This window comes from Streptomyces malaysiensis subsp. malaysiensis, from assembly GCF_040653035.1.
In the GTDB taxonomy this organism is placed as follows: domain Bacteria; phylum Actinomycetota; class Actinomycetes; order Streptomycetales; family Streptomycetaceae; genus Streptomyces; species Streptomyces malaysiensis.
Map to the genome: position 1 here is coordinate 60,671 of NZ_JBEZNG010000017.1, position 19,237 is coordinate 79,907.

Here is a 19,237-nt window from a genome sequence, read left to right on the forward strand (position 1 = left end):
TCCGGGGCACGACGACGAATGAGACGGCTGGTGACCGCCCTCGCCGCCGCGCTCTCGCTCCCGGTGGCCATGACCGCCGCGGGCGGCGTCGCCCCCGCGCACGCCGCCGCCGTCCAGTGCGGGGTCGACTACAAGACCAATGACTGGGGCTCCGGCTTCACCGCCGATCTCACCATCACCAACCCCGGCGCCGACGCCATCGACGGCTGGACGCTGACCTACGACTACGCCGGAAACCAGAAGCTCGGCAACGGCTGGAACGGCAGCTGGTCGCAGTCCGGCAAGACCGTCACCGTCACCAACGCCGGGCACAACGCGAAGATCGCGGCCGGCGGCAATGTCACCACCGGCGCCCAGTTCACCTATAGCGGCACCAACGCCGCCCCGACCTCCTTCGCCGTCAACGGAGTGGCCTGCCGGGGCGCCCATCAGCCGCCCATCGCGGTGCTGAGCAGCCCGTCACCCGGCGCCGTCTTCTCCTCCGGCGGCACCGTCCCGATGACGGCCACGGCAGCGGCGGCCGACGGGGCGACGATCACCAAGGTCGAGTTCTACAGCGACACCAAGCTCCTCGGCACCGACACCGCCTCCCCGTACGCCTTCGACTACAAGGACGTCCCGGCGGGCGACTACTCGCTCTATGCCAAGGCGTACGACAGTCAGGGCGCCTCCGCCGAGTCCACCCCCGTCGGCATCCATGTGGCGGCCGGGCCCACGCTGGTGGCCAGCCCCGGTCAGCTCGGGGTGCAGCAGGGCAAGACCGGGACGTTCGGCGTCAAGCTGTCCACCAAGCCGTCCGCGAACGTCACCGTCTCCGTCGCCCGCACCTCGGGCAACACCGGACTGACGATCTCCTCGGGCGCCTCCCTCACCTTCACCCCCACCAACTGGGACACCGCCCAGCAGGTGACCGTGGCCGCCGCCGCCACCGGCACCGGCGCCGCCACCTTCACCGCGACCGCGGCCGGCCACATCAAGGCCGAGGTCACCGTCACCCAGCTGGCCGCATCGAAGGTCTACGACGCCCGCTTCCTCGACCTCTACAACAAGATCACCGCACCCTCGGCGGGCTACTTCTCGCCCGAGGGCGTTCCGTACCACTCGGTGGAGACCCTGATCGTCGAGGCCCCCGACCACGGCCATGAGACGACCTCCGAGGCGTACAGCTATCTGATCTGGCTCCAGGCGATGTACGGCAAGGTCACCGGCGACTGGGCCAAGTTCAACAACGCGTGGGACATCATGGAGAAATACATGATCCCCACCCATGCGGACCAGTCCACCAACAGCTTCTACGACCCCTCCAAGCCGGCCACCTACGCGCCCGAGTGGGACCAGCCCTCGCAGTACCCCTCCCAGCTCAACGGCAATGTCCCGGTCGGCCAGGACCCCATCGCCGGCGAGCTGAAGAGCGCGTACGGCACCGATGACATCTACGGCATGCACTGGATCCAGGATGTCGACAACGTCTACGGCTACGGCAACGCGCCCGGCAAGTGCGAGGCGGGCCCGAGCGACACCGGCCCGAGCTATGTCAACACCTTCCAGCGCGGCCCGCAGGAGTCGGTCTGGGAGACCGTGACCCAGCCCACCTGCGACAGCTTCAAGTACGGCGGCAAGAACGGCTATCTGGACCTGTTCACCGGCGACGCCGCGTACGCCAAGCAGTGGAAGTTCACCAACGCCCCCGACGCCGACGCACGTGTCGTCCAGGCCGCCTACTGGGCCTCGGAGTGGGCCAAGGCGCAGGGCAAGGGCGGCCAGATCTCCGGCAACATCGCCAAGGCCGCCAAGATGGGCGACTATCTGCGCTACGCGATGTACGACAAGTACTTCAAGAAGGTCGGCAACTGCGCCGGTGAGACCACCTGCCCGGCGGGCAGCGGCAAGAACAGCTCCCACTACCTGCTGTCCTGGTACTACGCGTGGGGCGGCGCCACCGACACCTCCGCGGGCTGGTCCTGGCGCATCGGCTCCAGCCACGCCCACGGCGGCTACCAGAACCCCATGGCGGCCTGGGCCCTGAGCTCGTACGCCGACCTCAAGCCCAAGTCCGCGACCGGCGCGAGCGACTGGTCCACCAGCCTCAAGCGCCAGCTGGAGTTCTACCGCTGGCTCCAGTCCAGCGAGGGCGCCATCGCGGGCGGCGCCACCAACAGCTGGCAGGGCCGCTACGCCACCCCGCCGTCGGGCAAGTCCACCTTCTACGGGATGTACTACGACGAGAAGCCGGTCTACCACGACCCGCCGTCCAACCAGTGGTTCGGCTTCCAGGCGTGGTCCATGGAGCGCGTCGCGGAGTACTACAACCGCACCGGTGACGCCTCCGCGAAGACGGTCCTGGACAAGTGGGTCAAGTGGGCGCTGTCCGAGACCACCGTCAACCCCGACGGCACGTACCAGATCCCGTCCACCCTCCAGTGGTCCGGCCAGCCCGACACCTGGAACGCCTCCAGCCCCGGTGCCAACGCGAGCCTGCACGTCACCGTCGCCGACTACACCAACGACGTCGGCGTGGCGGCCGCGTACGCCAAGACCCTGTCGTACTACGCCGCCAAGTCCGGCGACACCCAGGCCAGGGACACCGCGAAGGCGCTGCTGGACGGCATGTGGAGCAACTACCAGGACGACCTGGGCATCGCCGCCCCCGAGTCCCGCGCCGACTACAACCGCTTCGACGACCCGGTCTACGTGCCCAGCGGGTGGACCGGGACCATGCCGAACGGTGACAAGATCGACTCCAGCTCCACCTTCATGTCGATCCGCTCCTTCTACAAGAACGACCCGGCCTGGTCGAAGGTCGAGGCGTATCTGAAGGGCGGCGCGGTTCCCACCTTCACGTACCACCGGTTCTGGGCACAGGCGGATATCGCGCTGGCGATGGGTTCGTACGCGGACCTCTTCGAATAGCCGGTTCCGGCGTCCGACCGGCGGGGCTCCCGGGCTCGGGAGCCCCGCCGCTCACGCGAGTTCGGCGCGTGCCCCGGCCCCGTACACCGCGCGCACATTGTCCTTCGGCCGCGGCTTGTTCCTGCCACAGGGCCCCGCCGCGAAGGCGCGCAGCAGATTCTCCGTGGTGCGGGTGACGAAGGCCCTGGTGCGTGCGTCCATCCCATGGTTGCGCCCGTTCTCATGGGTCCCCGCCATCAGGGCCTCCACCCAGCGCATCGTCCCCGAGGCGAAGACCCCGGCCCCGCTCGCCACCGTGTAGTACGCGGAGTCCGAGTGGCTGTGCCGCCCCCGGCAGACCAGGGGGGAGTGGGCGATGATCCGCAGCGGCGCCGGGGTGGGATCGCCCGGAGTGACCCGGTCGTACTCCACACCCACCAGGTGGTCGAAGGAGTCGCCGTCGTCCACCCCGGTCCCGGCGAACAGCCAGTGACCGCTGTCCAGGACGACGTACGGGGCGTCGGTCGGGAAGCCCTCGTAGAGGACGCCGGTCAGCGAGGACTCGGGATCGGACGCGGGGGGCTGGCGGAAGTCGGTGGTCGCCAGGTCGCCATGGTTCACCAGGTACGGGTCATCCCGGTAGGCGGTCTTGTAGCAGACCACGGTGCGCGCGGGGGCGCCTCCGGGGCCGGGCTCCAGCCGGATCCGGCGGAAGCAGGTGTTGGCGCCGAGGAAGGCCAGATTGGTGCCGTCGTCCCGGGCCCGGGTGACGTACTGCCGCTGCTGCGGGGTCCAGTACTCGTCGTGACCGAGCGACAGGGTGGCCGAGGCGTCCTTCAGCACGGCCGGTTGCAGATGGACGTCCACGCCCGTGGTGTACGCGAGCGGAAGGCCCAGCCGCTCGGCGAGTACCACCACGGCCCGCTCGTAGACCAGGAACTTCTCCGCCCCGCTGCTCGCGTACGGCCGGTCGAAGCTGACGGCCAGCGAGCGCGTCCCGTACGCACCGTCCCGGCCCTGGTAGAGGCTGTAGCCGCCCCAGGTGTTGTACGCCTGCCAGGTGGCCGGTGCGTGCATCAGCAGGGTCCGGCCCCGCGCCTGCCGTGAGCGGACGATCAGCGGTACGTAGCGCTGATGGCCGTTCGAGGCGTCCAGCCGCAGCAGATACGCGCCCTCCGGCCAGTTCCGGGCGCGGACCCGGAGCGAACGGTCCCAGTCGGCCCGCACCGTGCGGGTGGTGTCGAGGAACAGGGGCGCGCCCTGCTTTCTGCCGTCCACCCGGCCCGACCGCCACACCAGCCGCGCCTGCGTCCCGCCGTACCAGCCGATCCGGTAGGCCGATACGCGGAAGGCGGGGGCGGTGGTCGACACATGAAGCCCGAACTCCCCGTCGGGCAGCACGCTCACCCGGTCGGTATAGCCCTCGATGGCGTCGGGCGGCCCCGCCGAGCGGATGCGCCAGTCGGCACTTCCCGGCCGGGCGCGCTCCGCCTCCTCCGCCCGGCGCGCGGCGTCGGCGCGACGGGAGGGGCGGGCGCGCGGGCCGTTCCGCTCGGCCGAGGAGTCGCAGCCCGTCGCGGCCACCCCGGCGGCCCCGGCACCTGCCGCCGCGGCGGCTCCGAGGAAGCCCCGGCGGCCCATCCCGCCGGCTATCGGGCCATGTTCTCCGTCCACCGGGCCATCGTGGGCCGCGCCGCGGGCATCGGCGAGCCGGTGCGGTCCGACGGAGTGCCCGGCCGCGCGGTCCGGCGGCTCCGAGGTGCGGTGAGGGGGTGTGGGGAGCAGCCTTGGACATATGACCGAATCCCAGGCCCCGCGCATCCACCGGCCTCCGATCGTGGTGCTCGGCGTTCAGCACGACGAGCCCCCGTTCCGGCTGGTCGAGATCGCCGGTGAGCTGGCGGGCAAGGCGTATTCGGTCCTGGACGTCATCGAGATCGCCCGTGAGGTCGGCCTGGACGACGTCGATCTGGACGATCCGGATGTGGTCCGGTGGGTGGGCGGCGACAAGTTCACCTGGACTTCGTTCTGGCCCCCGCATCAGTCGCGCTCCGGGCACCAGGGCTAGGTGGATCGGCGGAGGTCGGCTGCGGTTCGGTGGCGCCCCGAAGGGGCGCGGGGCCGTGTCGATGTGCGGCTCCGCCGCGTGGGCGCGACCAGCCACGATGGTGCCGCAGACGATCGACGGCAGGTCGGGGCACTTCCAGCTAAGCGCTCAGGCGGTGCTCGCACCGGATTCACTGTCAACCCGACGTTGACAGTCACTAGGGTGTCAACCTATGGTTGACACATGACGAAACCAGTCGGATCCACCCATCCCGTGCGTCTCGACGATCTGATCGAGGCCATCAAGAAGGTCCACACCGACGCCCTCGATCAGCTCGCCGACGCGGTGATCGCCGCCGAGCACCTCGATGAGGTGGCCGACCACCTCATCGGCCACTTCGTGGACCAGGCCCGCCGCTCCGGCGCCTCCTGGACCGACATCGGCGCGTCCATGGGGGTCACGCGGCAGGCCGCCCAGAAGCGCTTCGTGCCCAAGGCGTCCGAGGTGATCCAGGACCTCGACCCCAGCCAGGGCTTCGGCCGCTACACCCCCCGCGCCCGCAATGTGGTGGTGGCGTCCCAGAACGAGGCCCGCGCCGCCTCCAGCGCCGAGATCGGCCCCGCACACCTCGTCCTCGGCCTTCTCGCGGAGCCCGAGGGCCTGGCCGCGAAGGCGATCCTCGCCCAGGAGGGCGTCCTCCTGGACACCGTCCGGCAGGCCGCCACCGAGGCCCTGCCGTCCGCGGCCGAGTCCTTGCCCGCCCTGATCCCGTTCGACGCGGACGCCCGTAAGGTCCTGGAGCTCACCTTCCGCGAGGCGCTCCGCCTGGGCCACAACTACGTCGGCACCGAGCACATCCTGCTCGCCCTCCTCGAACACGAGGACGGCTCGGGCGTGCTCACCGGGGTCGGCCTCGAGAAGGCCGGTGTCGAGGAGTCCATCACCAAGACGCTGGCCCGAATCGCGGAGGCCATCGAGGACGAGCAGCAGTCGTAACCGGGCGGCGGCCGCAACCGAGCGGCGAAGGAAATCTGGCGGCGGCACCGGAAACCGGACGGCAGGGGCCCCGGCCGCCCGGCGGGGCCCCTGCCCCGCCGAACCCCGGCTCGCTTCTCCGCGCTCGACTACCTTGAAATACTCTGAAATCCATCCTTGACGTCAGAGGCAGAGGCAGGAGTCACGGTGCGCATCGGCGAGCTCGCCGCCCAGACCGGCGTCAGCGTACGGGCGCTGCGCTACTACGAAGAGCAGCACCTGCTCACCTCGGAGCGCAGCCCCAGCGGCCAGCGCCACTACCCGGACACCGCGGTCGACCGCGTCCTGCTGATCCAGTGCCTCTACGCCTCGGGCCTGTCGAGCAGGACCATCCGGGAGCTCATCCCCTGCACTCAAACCGGTGTCGCCACTCCCGACACCATCAACCGTCTGACCGCCGAACGCGACCGCATGAACGACCGGATCGCCGACCTGGCCATGGCCCGCGACCGCCTCGAGGCCGTCATCGCGGCGGCCAGTGGCACGGTCAGCTGCGAACCGGTCTGCGTTCCGCAGAGCGCTTGACGTCACGGCGAAGCCACCGTGAAGTCACCGCGCCGGAGCGCTGCCGGCCGTCGCGGGGGTGAGTCCTGGCCACGGCCCTGACTACGGTCCTGACCGCGGCCCTGACTGCGGTCCGGCCGTGCCGGTGGCGGTTCCGGAGGGGCGGGTGACGGCCCAGGCCGCCTCGATCATCCGGAAGATCTCGTCGAGCGCGGTCTCCGGATCGGCCGCCTCCCGGGCCAGCGCATAGGCGTCGATCACGAATCTCGCGATCGCCCGGCAGGCCGTTGTGTCCTGTGGCAGGCCGGGGTCGGCGGTGATGGCCGTTGCCAGCGATTCCGCATGGCGCAGCCTCATCGACTCCTCGTACTCCCGCAGGGCGGGTGATTCCTCGACCATGCGCCAGATCGGGGTGGCGCTGTCCGCCGTGCAATGTCGCACCAGGGCCTGGACCTCATGGCGCAGCGCGGGGATGAGCGGCTCGTGCGGCGCCCGGTCGGTGACCGCCTGAGTGAGGCGGTGCTCGAAGTCCTCGTCCTGCTCGAACACCAGGGCCTCTTTCGAGGCGAAGTGGGAGAAGAGCGTGGTGACGGCCACGTCGGCCTCGGCGGCCACGTCCCGGATGCCCACCGCGTCGTATCCGCGCTCCAGGAAGAGCCGCAGGGCGGTGTCGGCGATCTTCTGGCGGGTCGCGGCCTTCTTGCGCTCGCGGCGTCCGGGCGGCACGGTCATGCCCTGACGCTATCAGATACAAAGCCGAAACCGTTTTTAAAACCTAACCGTTAGTGTTACGGTCGGCCGCATGAAGAGAGTGAGCTTCGCCGAGTTCGGCGGTCCGGACGTTCTGCAACTCGTGGACGCCGAGGAGCCCCATGCGGGCCCCGGCCAGATACGCATCGCCGTGCGGGCGGCGGGGGTGAACCCCGTCGACTGGAGGATCCGGGAAGGCCAGATCCTGAAGGCCCATCCGATCGAGTTGCCCGCCGGAGTCGGGCTGGACGCATCCGGGGTGGTGGACGAGATCGGCGCGGGCGTCGAAGGGGTCGAGGTCGGCGACCATGTATTCGGCGAAGGCTTCAGCACCTATGCCGAGTTCGCCGTGCTGTCGGCCTGGGCCCGTATGCCCGAGGGGCTGACGTTCGAAGAGGCGGCCGGGTACCCCTCCGTGGTGGAGACCGCGCTGCGTATCATCCGCGAGGTCGGTGTGCGGCCCGGGGAGACGCTGCTGGTCAGCGGGGCGTCCGGGGGAGTCGGATCGGCGGTTTTGCAGATCGCCCGCGACCGCGGCATCACGGTGATCGGCACGGCCGGGGCCGCGAACCAGGATTATCTGCGGAGCCTTGGTGCCCTCGCCACGACGTACGGCGAGGGCTGGGTCGAGCGGGTGCGGCGGCTCGGCCATGTCGACGCGGCCCTCGATCTGGCCGGCTCGGGCGTGATTCCCGAACTCGTCGAGCTGACCGGGGATCCGCGGAAGGTGATCTCCATCGCCGATCTCGGCGCGCCGGAGCTCGGCGTCCGGTTCTCCGGCGTGGCCGGGAGCGTGCCGGAAGCGCTCGCCGAGGCCACCGGCCTCATCGCGCGGGGCAAGCTCCATATCCCGGTCGAGAAGTCGTACCCGCTGGCCGAGGCCGCGGCGGCGCATATCGACAGCGCCGCGGGCCATACACGCGGGCGCCGGGTCATCGTCGTCTGAGGGCCGGCCGCGCGTCGTCCTCGAGCGGAATCGAGGACGACGCCGGTACGCCCGTGTCGGCCATCGGCCCGTCAGGGCGCCGCCTCATTTGTCGATGATCACGCCCCTGCGCGCGTAGAAGGTGTCGAGGTGTTCCCACGCGACCGTGGCGTACTCCTGGGAGTCGCCCGGCAGTCCCGATGGGTTGTGAATGATGACGCCTTCCGCACCGGCGCCGACGGCAAGCACCAGATGCCCTCCTTTGCCTGGTGGCGGGAGTTCAGGCGTCCGGATCGCAGGGTGGACGGACAGCAGCGCCAGGCGTCCGCTCGCGATGGTCGCGGGGATCCGCTCCGGCGGCAGGTCGGGGACCGACCGGGCGTCCAGCCCCCACCGTGCCTTCACATGCTCGGCGAAGGGCTGGTAGATCAACCCCCGTACCGTGTCCCCGTCACGGACGTAGGCCCCGGCCTCGCTCAGCTCCCGCACCAGTGGCACGGACGGCGGGACCTGGTGTCCCCAGAAGGCCAGCGCCATCCGCAGGCACGCCACACCGCACATCCGCCGGGCCCAGAACGCGTACTCATGTGGATTGTCCGCGCCGGACTTCTGCCACAGCGGGTCATCGGCCGCGTCCAGGCCGGCGAGGAACTCCGGGACCAGGGACGCCGATTCCCATTGGGAGTAGTAGGGAACGGAGTGCCGGGTGGTTGGGACATCCATGCGCCCCAGTCTTGCCTACGGCACGTACACCGGTTTGGCGAACGCGGTCCGCACGGGATGTCGGGTCAGCATGCGGCGCTCAGCACGCAGTGCTTGGAAGTGCTTGGAGAAGACGAACGCGGGGGCTCCGGCCTCACGGCTGCGCCTGCTTCGGCAGGGTGAGGATTTCGGCTCCGTCGTCGGTGATGGCGATCGTGTGCTCGCTGTGGGCCGTCCGGCAGCCTGTCGCGCTGCGGAGGGTCCACCCGTCGGCATCGGTGACCAGTTGAGCGGTGTCCGCCATGACCCATGGCTCCAGGGCCAGCAGCAGCCCGGGGCGCAGCTTGTATCCACGGCCGGGCCGTCCGGTATTCGCAACGTGCGGGTCCTGGTGCATCGTCGACCCGATGCCATGACCGCCGAATTCGGTGTTGATCGGGTACCCCGCCTCGCTGAGGACCGTGCCGATGGCATGGGAGATATCGCCGATGCGGGCCCCGGGCCCGGCGGCGGCGATCCCCGCGGCCAGCGCGCGCTCGGTCGCGCCGATCATCGCGACGCTCTCCGTGGGCCTTGCGTCGCCCACGATGAAGCTGATGGCGGCGTCCGCGGCGACTCCGCCCAGGGAGACGGCGAGGTCGAGCGTCAGCAGATCGCCGTCGGCGAGTGAGTAGTCGTACGGCCGACCGTGGAGCACCGCGTCGTTGACCGCGGTGCAGATGTAGTGGCCGAACGGGCCGCGCCCGAAGGACGGCGCGTAGTCGACGTAGCAGGACTGCGCTCCCGCTTCGACGATCATGGTCTTGGCCCACCGGTCGATGTCGAGGAGGTTGGTGCCGACCGTGCTGCGGCCCTTCAGCGTGTGCAGGATGTCGGCGACCAGGGCGCCGGTGTCCTTGGCTCGGGCCAGCCGGGTGTGGTTCAGGATCTCGATCATGCGGCGTCTTCCTCATGCGACCAATAATTATACCGGCCATACTATACCGGTACTAGAATCGGGGTCATGGTCAGGTTGCCGCTCACTCCCGCAGAGGTCGAACGCGGACAGCGTCTCGGCGCCCTCCTCCGTCGGGCCAGGGGAGAGCGCTCGATGCTCGAAACCGCGCTCGACGCACGTGTCTCACCGGAGACCCTCCGGAAGATCGAGTCGGGCCGTGTCGCCACCCCTGCCTTCCCGACCATCGCGGCGATCGCCGATGTCCTCGGCCTCTCCCTCGACGCGGTGTGGGCCGAGATCAATCAGCCCGAATGTGGCGTCGTGCCGGCCGACTCCGGTCGCACCGCACATGAGCAGTTGACCTCGTAAGGCTCAATCCCGCAGCGGCGCCGGAGGGGTCGGCGAGAGGGAAAGCGGGGGCGCCGGCGGTGCGGTCCGGGCGGCGGCAATGCGCAAGTACTCCAGTTTTTCCTCGTCAGTGGTACCCGGCTCCGCCGTATAGGTCACGATCCGCACATCGTGGTCAGGCACCTTCAGTACATCGTTGTCGAGGCTTATCTCCCCTACGAGAGGATGCTGGAGGCGTTTGCGGCCACCCAGGCGTGAGCCGAGCGCCGGGGTGCTCCACAGGGCGCGGAACTCTTCGCTTTCGCTCATGGCCTCGCCCATCAGAACTCTGAATTCCTCATCATGGGGATACGCTCCGTGTGTGATCCGAAGGTCTGCGACGAGAGCGGCTTTGAATTCTGTGGTGCTCTGCTCCATGAGAAAGAGCGGATGGCCCGCGTCCGATGGCTTCTTGAACACCGCGCGTACCAGGTTTCGTTCTTCCGGCGGTCGACGGGACGGGTCACCCAGCAGCGCCGCCCACATGGATGTCCACGTCAGCAGGGTCCATGAGGCGGAGAACACTCCCACCGGAATGTTCCCCCAGCGGCTGACGAGCCGTTGTACACCAGGCGGCAGCTGATGCGGGATGTTTTGGGGCGTCGGCGGAAGAAGCCCGGCCACCAGATGAAAGTGACAGGTCTCATTCGTACTCAGGCGCAGTGCGCGGGCGAGTGAGGCCACGACGTCTCGAGATGGGCGCAGGGCCCGGCCCTGTTCGAGGCGCAGAAGGTAATCCGTGGATATCCCGGCCAGAGAGGCGAGTTCTTCGCGGCGCAAACCGGCGGTGCGTCGCCGTCGGGTGGCCGGCAGCCCGACGTCTTCAGTCGTGATCCGGGCACGCCATGCGCGCAGCGTGTTACCCAGCGAGTTCTCTGGACGGCTCATGTCCCCATTGTCACCGACCCCGCGGTCGATAGCGTGGTACTGCCGTTCCTGGGATAAAGTTCCTGGGATAAATGGGGCGATTGCTCTGCCGGCCGCGGATACTCCCGCGTCGACCGCCGGGGAGCGGGCTGCCGTGGGAAGGCTCCGCCCGAGCGGCGGAGCCTGTCGATCCGCCTGAATGGCGAACCCGCTGCCGTCCTAGGGTCTGTCGTCAAAGGGGGCGCCCGGCCGCGAGCAGGGGGCACCTCCCAGCGGTAGCTGGGGGAGGCTGGTGCGGTCGATCGCAAGGCGGAGCGTCGCCCTCGTACTGGGCGTACTCGGGTGACGCGACAACGCGGCGAGCGGCCGTGCCAGGCGTCGGGAGCAGGGCGCCCCCTTTGACGACAGGCCCTAGCCGCGGTGGCCGAGATGGGCCGTCAGGAGATTCGCATCCCCGCCTGTGGTGAGCGCACCGCTGGCGACGTAGACCGTGTCGCCGTCGACCGCCACCGATGTGGTGTTCTGTAGGCCATCGCTCTCATCGAGGACGATACGGTCGGCCTTGCCCGGAGTGATGAGGACCACCTTGTTCGGGATATTGAGCGCGGCCAGCAGCTGATCGCCGCGACCGGTGAAGGCGAAATCGTCGACGCTGTCGAGTCCGGATGCCTTGACCTGATGGGGGCCGGCTGTTCCCTTGTCCGTCAGCGGTATACGAAGGATCGTGCCCCGATCGATGTTGGAAACCCATACGGCTCCGTTGTGCACCTTCACGCCATTGGCGCCGAAGAAATGAACCGGGGCGAGATCCTCTCCCGCGGCCCAGAGCTCGGCGGTTCCGCCGTGCGGCCCGACCTGCCAAACCCTTCCCTGTGTGGAGTCGGTGATGTAGAAGTTCCCCGTACGGTCGTCCCTGGCAAGTCCGTTGAGAAAACTCGCGGTCGGCAGAGCGGCGACGCGCTCCGGCTTGCCTCCCGGGCGCAGTTTCCATAGACCGGTGAGGTGCTCGTCTCCGGCCGAATAGAGGAAGTAAAGAGTTCCATCTCCAGTTCGTTCGATCCCCGTCACGGCGGCGAACCCGGTGCCGGGGGTGTTCACGCCCCCATCCGCCGGGAGAGGCATGGTTGCCAATACCTCAACCCGTCCGCCAAGCGTGACGTGAGCCACCTGCCGCGACAGAATGAGGCCGACATCCGCCGACCCATTCGGCCGCACGACGACGCTTTCCGCGACCTGCCCGGCCGGACGGTCGAAATGGGCGACGATCCGCGGATGCGAGAGGGGCGGTGCGGCCGCTTCAGCCGTTGACGAAACCGCGGTAAATCCGAGCACCGCGCCGGCAGTGGCCACGGCCAGGCGGAAGGGAAGGTGTTTCGGCATGATCGCCTCCGAGAGTGATGCGCTTCATAGCAGTCAGGCCACCGCGGCAGGCGGGATGAAAAGGGGCAGCGGATATTCCCCCAGAGCTCCCGGTCAGCCACGAGCTGGCCCGCAAGAAGCAGCATCAGCGCATCCGCGTGGCTCAACCAGTACCCCGCTTATCTCTGGAACCGCAGGACCACGATGTCCGGCAGGACCGATCCTGTTGGGTTCTTGGCCTCGTCGCGGGCCGTCATCGGGAGCTGCCCCGTTCGAGGGCGCGGCGCATGGCGGCGACCTGGGCCACTGTGTCGTGCGGGTGGTCCCGGGCGTGGGTGGGGCAGGCGTAGACGGTCGTTCTGGCGACGCTGCCGGTGTGTTCGACGGTGATGGGGATCGGTTCGTCGGTGGGGAGCTGGCAGCGGTGGCAGAGCTGGCGGCTATCCGGTGCCGGGCCGAGGACGTCGTCGAGGGCCTGGCGCAGGGCGTGGGCCAGCTGATGGGTCCCGGTCAGATACCGGTCGGGACCGAGGGGGATGCGCCAGTGGGTCCGGTGCTCGGGTCCCCAGGAGACGGGCGGTACGCCGAGGAGGGTGCCTTCGTCGGCGAGTGCCGTGAGGACACGGATCCGGCGCATGCACCAGCTGCGGGCGGTATCGATGCCGATCAGCCAGTACGTCTTGCCGTAGGTGTCGTCCTGGATCACGGCTCCGGACCGGCCTCCGAGCAGCTCGAGGGCGCGGTCGGCGACGGGAGTGGGCGCGGAGATGGCGTCCCACCATTCGCCCACCGGTAAGAGCTCGACGTCCTCGGCGTTCGGTGGTGCCCACGGCAGGGCTCGGGTCGTCATGGTCGGCTCCGTGCTCATCAGGTAGCGGCTCCCTAAACGGCCGAGGCTCCGCCGCCTCGTCGGGGGTTGTCGTGCTCGCCGACGCTACGAGCGTGAACAACGTCGATACCAGCAGTGTGCAGATCTGTGCAGAACATCCCCCTGTGGAGGGACATTGAGGCTTCGTACCCTTGACCTCAGCGCTCTGTGGAGGTGACGTTATTGCAGAAAGCTGCACACCACGTTGGGGGAGGCAGTCATGGCCCTACTGTTCATCGGGATCGACCCGAACACCGGCGACGACGAGAGTCCTACGGTCTGGGTCGATGAGGAAAAGCACGAACTCGTCTTTCAGGGATGGAAGCCGAGCCCAGAACTCCAAGCCGAATGCGCGGCGTTCGACATTCCCGGTCACGCGAAGGGGATCCCGGCGCACGAGGCCGTCATCCGTATTCCGGCCAGGATGGTGCACATGATCAGGGAGGCATGCGATGCCGTCGAGCGCACCGACGTTCACTGAACTGATGGCGGGGTGCACCCGCTCGGCCGTGCACCTGGAGATGCGCGACGTCTACTCGGTCGACGGCGAACGGCAGCAGTTCGAGGCGTGGCGACAGGGTTTCCGCCATGACCCGGCAGACCGGGCGTCCTGGTGGCGGCCATGGCTGGACCTGATCCAGGACACCGTTGCCCGCGGGGTTGTCGTACGCCGCGCGCGGATCGTGTCTGAGCCGGTCAGCGAATACATCCGCTTCGAGCACTCCGGCACCTTCACCAACATCGCGGCAGGCGAACAAGTGCGCTGGCTCCCACGTCGGCGCGCCTCGGACATCGCTCTGCCCGGCAATGACTTCTGGCTCTTCGACGGCCGCGTCATTCGGTGGAACCACTTCACCGGCGACGGCGGGTCGGCGGGCCAGGACCTCTCGGACGATCCCGCCGCCGCCGAACTGTGCGCCGCCGCATTTGAAGAGGTATGGGCCAGAGCCGTCCCGCACGAGCAGTACGAGATCCACTAGTAGAAAGCATCGTAGGCCAGCTCATGCCCGTCTCCCCCTCCTCGTCCGCCCAGGCCGCTCGCGAGGCCGTCGCCGGACGCCTGCGCGACCTCCGTAAGGAGGCAGGACTGACGATCACCGAGCTGGCAAACCGGTGCGGCTGGCACCACTCCAAGACGTCGCGCATCGAGAATGCGATCACCGGTCCCACGGCCAACGACATCCGCCAGTGGTGCGCTGCCCTCGGAACACAGTCCCAGGCACAGGACATCGTCGTGCAATCGGTGAACGCCGAGTCGATGTACAGGGAGTGGCGCCATCAGATCCGCAGGGGTCTGACAGAGTTGCAGGAGAACACCGGCAAGCTCTTCCGCGCCACGAACCATTTCCGCGTGTACTCGTCCACGCTCGTCCCCGGCCTGCTTCAGACCGAGGGCTACGCGACCAGCGTCCTCGGGTCGGCAGCCCGCTTCCGTGAACTCCCTGTTGACGACAGCACCGAGGCCGCGCGTGCCCGGGTCGACCGCTCGCGAGTCATCCACGACCCCGGCCGCCGGTTCGCCCTGCTCATCGAAGAGTCCGTCCTGCACTGCCAGATCGCCGACACCGACGCGATGGCGGCGCAGCTCGGCTACCTCCTCACCGCCGGCGCGATCCCCGCGGTGTCCCTGGGCATCATCCCGGCGGCCGCGCACCAGCGCTCCCAGTGGCCACGCGAGACCTTCCATGTGTATGACGACAAGCTCGTGTCCGTGGAACTGGTGTCCGCGAGAGTACGGATCAACCAGCCCTCCGAGATCGCTCTGTACCTGAAGGCGTTCGAGCAGCTGCGTGGCATGGCCGTGTACGGGGCCGAGGCACGGGCGTTGATCCTCAAAGCCATCGAGGCCCTGCACTGACCTCGGGTACGACGAAAGAGGCCGCCGACCCATTTGTGCAGGTCAGCGGCCTCTTGGAGGAGGGTGGGTAACGGGACTCGAACCAGATCCTTGAACATATTATGACCTGTGGTGATTCCCGAATTCGGGGCATACGGGCGAGATTCGATGACGCTGAATGACGGTGCGGGGGGTGGATGAGGGGGTGTCTGTTCCCGTGGGAACAGACACCCCGAGGGGGCTCCGCGTTCCCCCGGGCGAGTAGCAAACGGCCTTGCCGCAACACGTTGCTGGCGAATGATCACGACAGCCCGAGCGTGGTCGGGTGCCGACTGATCCTCTATCCGACTGGGCGCTCCAGGCCGCGTAGGCGATCGCATCAGGGACCTCCGCGAGGGGCCAGGGGGCTATGACAGGAGCGGCTGGCCGAGCGGACCGGCCTCAGCCGCCATACGATCTACTGCATTGAGTTGGCGCAGTACGGGACGTCTATCGACCATCTCGCGCTCACTGCTCGTGCGCTCGGTGTCGAGACGGTTGCACTATTCAATTAGGTGCCATCAGCATCAGCGGCTACCTACACGTGGGCGTTACCGGCAGTACCCGAGGCGCGGACCATCCAACGATCTCTACCCCCCGCTGGTCTGGGGAGATCATGGGCACGCCCCGTCGTCGTATCAGCGGCTGAGGTCAGTGAACGCCTGGTCCCAGTTCTCGAAGCGGACGGCCCGGTCGCCGCGAGCTTCCTGTTAGTGACCAGCAGCACACCGCTTTCGTTCCGGCCTGTCATAGCCCGTGCGGCAGGAGAAGCCCTGATTGATCAGCCACTCGGCGACCTGGCCGATGTCTTGTGTGGTGAAGACGAACAGGGAAGGTGTCCTGCTCCATGCGCGTGCGGAGGCCGTCGAGGGCGTCGGGGAAGGGCGGGTCGTAGATGGTGCCGTCGGCCCAACCGCCGCTGTAGGCGTGGATGACTCCAGCGAAGTCGATGGCGATGGTCACTGAGCCTCCGCCAACTTGAAGGCACAGGTCAAAGGGCTGGCGTGACGGTCTCCCGAGGTTCTCGCGCTGGTCGGAGGCGGCAGTCTCCGGAGTAGATCGTCTGTCAGCGGTTGACTTCAAGGTTCGTCAGGACGAGCAGGGCGCGCAGGAGGTGGGTGGCGCGGGTGGTCTCCGTGCTCACTCGCAAGTCCAGTGCGTCGCGCAGTAGTTCCGGTCAGGAACCCGAGCTGCCGCAGCATCGTCATCCTTCCGCCATCCCGACGGCGGCATCTGCCTCTGCGAGGCTCTCCCCGCCCTTCTGCTTGAGTACAAACGCGGCGACGAGGGCGGCGAACACCAAGAAGGCGGCGGAGATGTGGAACGCCGTCTGGACCGTGCGGTCACCGGGCCCGACGGCGGCTACCGTCTCGACGTGCCGGGCCCCGGCTCGTACGTCCTGATCACCTCGGCCGGAGGTTCCGCCGACGCCAGTAGCGGCAGCGGTTCTCCTGTCCGGGACCGGTCTCGATGTTCTGCCCGTTCTGTTCTTCAGGGCCGGTGACCCGGCACCGCCGGTCTCAGGACCAGGCGATCTCGCCATGGCGGTCGATGAAGCGTCCGGTGCCGGCACCGGGCCCCTCGGTGGCGAGGGCGATGATCGCGTCCGTGCCCTCGGTGACGGTCTGGGAGCCGCTGTGACCGTTTATGTCGGTCGCGGTGTAGCCGGGGTCGGCGGCGTTGACGCGAATGCCCTTGAGCCCTTTGGCGTACTGCGTGGTCAACATCGTCAGCGCCGCCTTCGAGGAGGCGTACAGCGGCACGACGACGTGCGACTCGGACCGGCCGGGGTCGTGGGTGAAGGCGAGGGAGCCCATGCCGCTGCTGATGTTGATGATCACGGGGTCGTCCGAACGGCGCAGCAGCGGCAGGAACGCGGTGGTGGTGCGGACCACGCCGATGACGTTGACGTCGAGGACGGCGCGGGCGTCGGCGGCGGTGAGGTCGCCGGGATCACCGAAGGGACCCTGGACCCCCGCGTTGTTGATCAGGACATCGATCCTGCCCTCGTGCTCGGCGACGTCCGCGGCGGCGGCGGCCACGGACGCGTCGTCGGTCACGTCGATGGGGACGAAGCGTGCGCCCAGCGCGGCGGCTGCCTCCTCACCCCGCTCACGGTCGCGGGCTCCCAGGAGAACGGTGTGACCGCACGCGATGAGGCGGCGGGCGGTCTCGCGGCCGATGCCCTTGTTGGCTCCGGTGATGAAAGTGATCGTCATGCCTTCGATAGTTGCCTCGACGAGGGAGCCGGACCAGGGACGCTTCGACGGTGGGAAGACCAGTACCACCCTCGCGCCCCCGCATGTGATCGGGGACGCGGGAGGATGGAGAGCATGGCGACGACACCCCCCGGAGCTGGACTGGGCGCGATGATCCGCACGTGGCGGAACCGGCTGCCCCCGTCAGCCGCTGGGTTGCCGGTCGTCCGCAAGCGCCGGGCTGTCGGGCTGCGGCGCGAGGAACTGGCCGACCTGGCCGGAGTGTCGGTCGACTACGTCGTGCGCCTGGAGCAGGGGCGGGCCACGACACCCTCGGCGTCGGTAGTGGCGTCCCTGGCGCGCGCTCTCCAACTGTCCACCGCCGAGCGGGACCACCTCTACCGGCTGGCCCGGATCGTGCCGCCGGCGGACGGCACGATCTGCGACCATCTCCCGCCCGGTATGCAACGGGTACTCGTCCGCCTCGGAGACGTACCGGTGGCCGTGTTCGCGGCGGACTGGCAACTGGTGTGGTGGAACCACGGGTGGGCCGCCCTGCTGGGAGACCCCTTGGCCTCGCCGCCGCGGATGCGCAACTTCGCCCGCGACAGGTTCCCGGTGGACGTCGATCACACCCCCCTCGCGCTGTGGCCGGTCACCGAGACGGACCCCGACACCGCCGACGCCGCCCTCGTCTCCGATCTGCGCCGCGCCACCGGCCGCTTCCCCCGGGACAGCCGCCTGGCCGCGCTGGTCCGCGACCTGAACGCAGGCAACGAGAGGTTCGCCGAACTGTGGGCGACGGGAGAGGTGACCGCGAACCGCGAGGTCCACAAGAGGGTCGATCACCCGTCGGTGGGCCCGGTCACGGTGGACTGCGATGTCCTGACCGACGGCGACACGGAGCTCAAGATTGTCATCATGACCGCCGCGCCGGGCAGTGAGGACGAGACCAAACTCCAGCTCACCACCGTCGTCGGCCCACCGGCCGGCACGCGCAACTGATCCGCCCCGCCCATCGGCCGACCGACGGCTCAGAAGCCGTTGTGCATCTCCACCGATAGTTATCTGTGCTGGTGGCGACCAGAGCGGGGAGGAGCCGGTTCCCTCTCTGGAAGACGGGGGTCAACTGGCGACCTCGCGTAATTGGGAGTCGCGTATTCCTCGGGGCGCGAGAGCTCGTGATCACCGTGAGTGATTGCAGGAGGCGTTGTGGCGCCAGGTTCCCCCGGCTCCTTCAGCAAGGCGGACGGTGGTGTCGTTACGGGGGGTGCGGCGCAGGGTGGTGCTCGACGGCGCGACACAACTGCAACCGTTAGGTTGCAGTTATGGGCTCCGATGTGCAACCGTTGGGTTGCGGATAAATGCGCGGGAAACACCCGAGGGAGGAAGCCATGAACGACACCACCTACACCAACGCCGAGCTCACCGAGCTTGACCGGATCGCCCGGCAGATCGACATCGACGCCCCGGCAGAGCGGGTCTGGGAGCTGATCGCGCGCCCCGGCTGGTATGTCAACGACGGCGCGGTCGAGGCCGACCCGGACCTGTGCTACGAGGGCGACGTGGCCGTGGTGCGCCATCCGACGCTGGGCGAGTTCCGGTTCCGGACAGTGACGCTGGACAAGCCGCGCTACGCCGCGTTCCGCTGGATCGGTACTCCGTTCCGGGATGAGTCGACGCCCTCGACCCTCGTCCAGTTCTGGATCGACGAGAGGGACGGCGGCGGGGTGACGCTACGCGTCGTCGAGAGTGGATTCTCCGGCCTCGCCGACGACCCGGCCGCGTGGCTGAAGGAGCGCGAGGGCAACGACAAGGGGTGGCTCGCCGAACTGGAGGCCGCGAAGGCGTTCGTCGAGAAGTCCGTGCCGACCCCGACGACGCAACCGTGAC

20 protein-coding genes are annotated in these 19,237 nt (G+C 68.6%); 11 read left to right on the plus strand and 9 right to left on the minus strand.

The window, feature by feature from the left end; translation table 11 throughout:
- Positions 1 to 18: 18 nt before the first annotated feature.
- On the plus strand, positions 19 to 2,910 hold the full coding sequence (locus AB0E24_RS29310) for a glycoside hydrolase family 48 protein (protein WP_359381442.1): 2,892 nt from the start codon (positions 19 to 21) through the stop codon (positions 2,908 to 2,910).
- Between the two features lie 51 nt (positions 2,911 to 2,961).
- On the opposite strand, the gene AB0E24_RS29315 is transcribed toward AB0E24_RS29310, so the two are convergent.
- Positions 2,962 to 4,530 (minus strand): N,N-dimethylformamidase beta subunit family domain-containing protein, encoded by a 1,569-nt coding sequence (locus tag AB0E24_RS29315; protein WP_359381578.1) that lies wholly within the window; start codon positions 4,528 to 4,530, stop codon positions 2,962 to 2,964.
- 154 nt (positions 4,531 to 4,684) lie between these two features.
- On the opposite strand from AB0E24_RS29315, the gene AB0E24_RS29320 reads away from it, so the two are divergent.
- From AB0E24_RS29320 to AB0E24_RS29330, 3 genes are all read left to right on the plus strand, one after another.
- A complete protein-coding gene (locus AB0E24_RS29320) occupies positions 4,685 to 4,957 on the plus strand; it encodes a hypothetical protein (RefSeq protein ID WP_079257757.1) in 273 nt (90 codons plus the stop codon).
- Between the two features lie 222 nt (positions 4,958 to 5,179).
- The gene (locus tag AB0E24_RS29325; RefSeq protein WP_359381447.1) at positions 5,180 to 5,932 is read left to right on the plus strand and encodes a Clp protease N-terminal domain-containing protein; all 753 of its coding nucleotides are present in this window, start codon (positions 5,180 to 5,182) and stop codon (positions 5,930 to 5,932) included.
- A 186-nt stretch (positions 5,933 to 6,118) separates the two neighbouring features.
- Positions 6,119 to 6,496, plus strand: coding sequence for a MerR family transcriptional regulator (locus tag AB0E24_RS29330; RefSeq protein ID WP_079257756.1), 378 nt, complete (start codon positions 6,119 to 6,121; stop codon positions 6,494 to 6,496).
- An 81-nt stretch (positions 6,497 to 6,577) separates the two neighbouring features.
- Here AB0E24_RS29330 and AB0E24_RS29335 read toward each other — a convergent pair whose 3' ends face one another.
- Complete coding sequence (locus AB0E24_RS29335) at positions 6,578 to 7,207, minus strand: TetR/AcrR family transcriptional regulator (RefSeq protein WP_359381450.1); 630 nt, start codon at positions 7,205 to 7,207, stop codon at positions 6,578 to 6,580.
- 70 nt (positions 7,208 to 7,277) lie between these two features.
- Between AB0E24_RS29335 and AB0E24_RS29340 the strand changes: the two genes are divergently transcribed.
- Positions 7,278 to 8,171, plus strand: a complete 894-nt coding sequence (locus tag AB0E24_RS29340; protein ID WP_079257754.1) for an NADP-dependent oxidoreductase — start codon at positions 7,278 to 7,280, stop codon at positions 8,169 to 8,171.
- Between the two features lie 84 nt (positions 8,172 to 8,255).
- Here the strand turns inward: AB0E24_RS29340 and AB0E24_RS29345 are convergent, their stop codons facing one another.
- Both AB0E24_RS29345 and map read right to left on the minus strand, forming a co-directional pair.
- Positions 8,256 to 8,873: a C39 family peptidase gene (locus tag AB0E24_RS29345; RefSeq protein WP_359381455.1), complete on the minus strand. Its 618-nt coding sequence runs from the start codon at positions 8,871 to 8,873 to the stop codon at positions 8,256 to 8,258.
- 133 nt (positions 8,874 to 9,006) lie between these two features.
- A complete protein-coding gene (gene map / locus AB0E24_RS29350) occupies positions 9,007 to 9,789 on the minus strand; it encodes a type I methionyl aminopeptidase (protein WP_099013842.1) in 783 nt (260 codons plus the stop codon).
- A gap of 66 nt (positions 9,790 to 9,855) precedes the next feature.
- On the opposite strand from map, the gene AB0E24_RS29355 reads away from it, so the two are divergent.
- Positions 9,856 to 10,158 (plus strand): helix-turn-helix domain-containing protein, encoded by a 303-nt coding sequence (locus tag AB0E24_RS29355; RefSeq protein WP_079257751.1) that lies wholly within the window; start codon positions 9,856 to 9,858, stop codon positions 10,156 to 10,158.
- Between the two features lie 3 nt (positions 10,159 to 10,161).
- Here AB0E24_RS29355 and AB0E24_RS29360 read toward each other — a convergent pair whose 3' ends face one another.
- From AB0E24_RS29360 to AB0E24_RS29370, 3 genes are all read right to left on the minus strand, one after another.
- On the minus strand, positions 10,162 to 11,064 hold the full coding sequence (locus tag AB0E24_RS29360; RefSeq protein WP_359381461.1) for a helix-turn-helix domain-containing protein: 903 nt from the start codon (positions 11,062 to 11,064) through the stop codon (positions 10,162 to 10,164).
- 390 nt (positions 11,065 to 11,454) lie between these two features.
- Positions 11,455 to 12,423, minus strand: coding sequence for an SMP-30/gluconolactonase/LRE family protein (locus AB0E24_RS29365; RefSeq protein ID WP_359381464.1), 969 nt, complete (start codon positions 12,421 to 12,423; stop codon positions 11,455 to 11,457).
- Positions 12,424 to 12,655: 232 nt separating this feature from the next.
- Positions 12,656 to 13,252 (minus strand): hypothetical protein, encoded by a 597-nt coding sequence (locus AB0E24_RS29370; protein WP_359381467.1) that lies wholly within the window; start codon positions 13,250 to 13,252, stop codon positions 12,656 to 12,658.
- 238 nt (positions 13,253 to 13,490) lie between these two features.
- Here AB0E24_RS29370 and AB0E24_RS29375 point away from each other — a divergent pair, with 238 nt between their 5' ends.
- The 3 genes from AB0E24_RS29375 to AB0E24_RS29385 are packed head-to-tail and all read left to right on the plus strand — an operon-like array spanning position 13,491 to position 15,128.
- Positions 13,491 to 13,751 carry a hypothetical protein gene (locus tag AB0E24_RS29375; RefSeq protein ID WP_069863967.1) on the plus strand — a complete coding sequence of 87 codons (261 nt, stop codon included), beginning with the start codon at positions 13,491 to 13,493 and terminating at the stop codon, positions 13,749 to 13,751.
- On the plus strand, positions 13,723 to 14,250 hold the full coding sequence (locus AB0E24_RS29380) for a DUF6879 family protein (protein WP_147965105.1): 528 nt from the start codon (positions 13,723 to 13,725) through the stop codon (positions 14,248 to 14,250). Before AB0E24_RS29375 ends, AB0E24_RS29380 begins: the two co-directional genes overlap by 29 nt.
- Positions 14,251 to 14,273: 23 nt before the next feature.
- Positions 14,274 to 15,128: a helix-turn-helix domain-containing protein gene (locus tag AB0E24_RS29385; protein WP_069863971.1), complete on the plus strand. Its 855-nt coding sequence runs from the start codon at positions 14,274 to 14,276 to the stop codon at positions 15,126 to 15,128.
- Positions 15,129 to 15,893: 765 nt separating this feature from the next.
- On the opposite strand, the gene AB0E24_RS29390 is transcribed toward AB0E24_RS29385, so the two are convergent.
- Both AB0E24_RS29390 and AB0E24_RS29395 read right to left on the minus strand, forming a co-directional pair.
- Positions 15,894 to 16,109: a hypothetical protein gene (locus tag AB0E24_RS29390; RefSeq protein WP_146055580.1), complete on the minus strand. Its 216-nt coding sequence runs from the start codon at positions 16,107 to 16,109 to the stop codon at positions 15,894 to 15,896.
- A gap of 557 nt (positions 16,110 to 16,666) precedes the next feature.
- Entirely contained in the window at positions 16,667 to 17,365 is a 699-nt protein-coding gene (locus AB0E24_RS29395; protein ID WP_093703946.1) for an SDR family NAD(P)-dependent oxidoreductase, read from the minus strand.
- 105 nt (positions 17,366 to 17,470) lie between these two features.
- Here AB0E24_RS29395 and AB0E24_RS29400 point away from each other — a divergent pair, with 105 nt between their 5' ends.
- Both AB0E24_RS29400 and AB0E24_RS29405 read left to right on the plus strand, forming a co-directional pair.
- Positions 17,471 to 18,349 (plus strand): helix-turn-helix transcriptional regulator, encoded by an 879-nt coding sequence (locus tag AB0E24_RS29400; RefSeq protein ID WP_069863979.1) that lies wholly within the window; start codon positions 17,471 to 17,473, stop codon positions 18,347 to 18,349.
- Positions 18,350 to 18,738: 389 nt separating this feature from the next.
- Positions 18,739 to 19,236: an SRPBCC family protein gene (locus AB0E24_RS29405; protein WP_079257745.1), complete on the plus strand. Its 498-nt coding sequence runs from the start codon at positions 18,739 to 18,741 to the stop codon at positions 19,234 to 19,236.
- Position 19,237 lies beyond the last annotated feature (1 nt).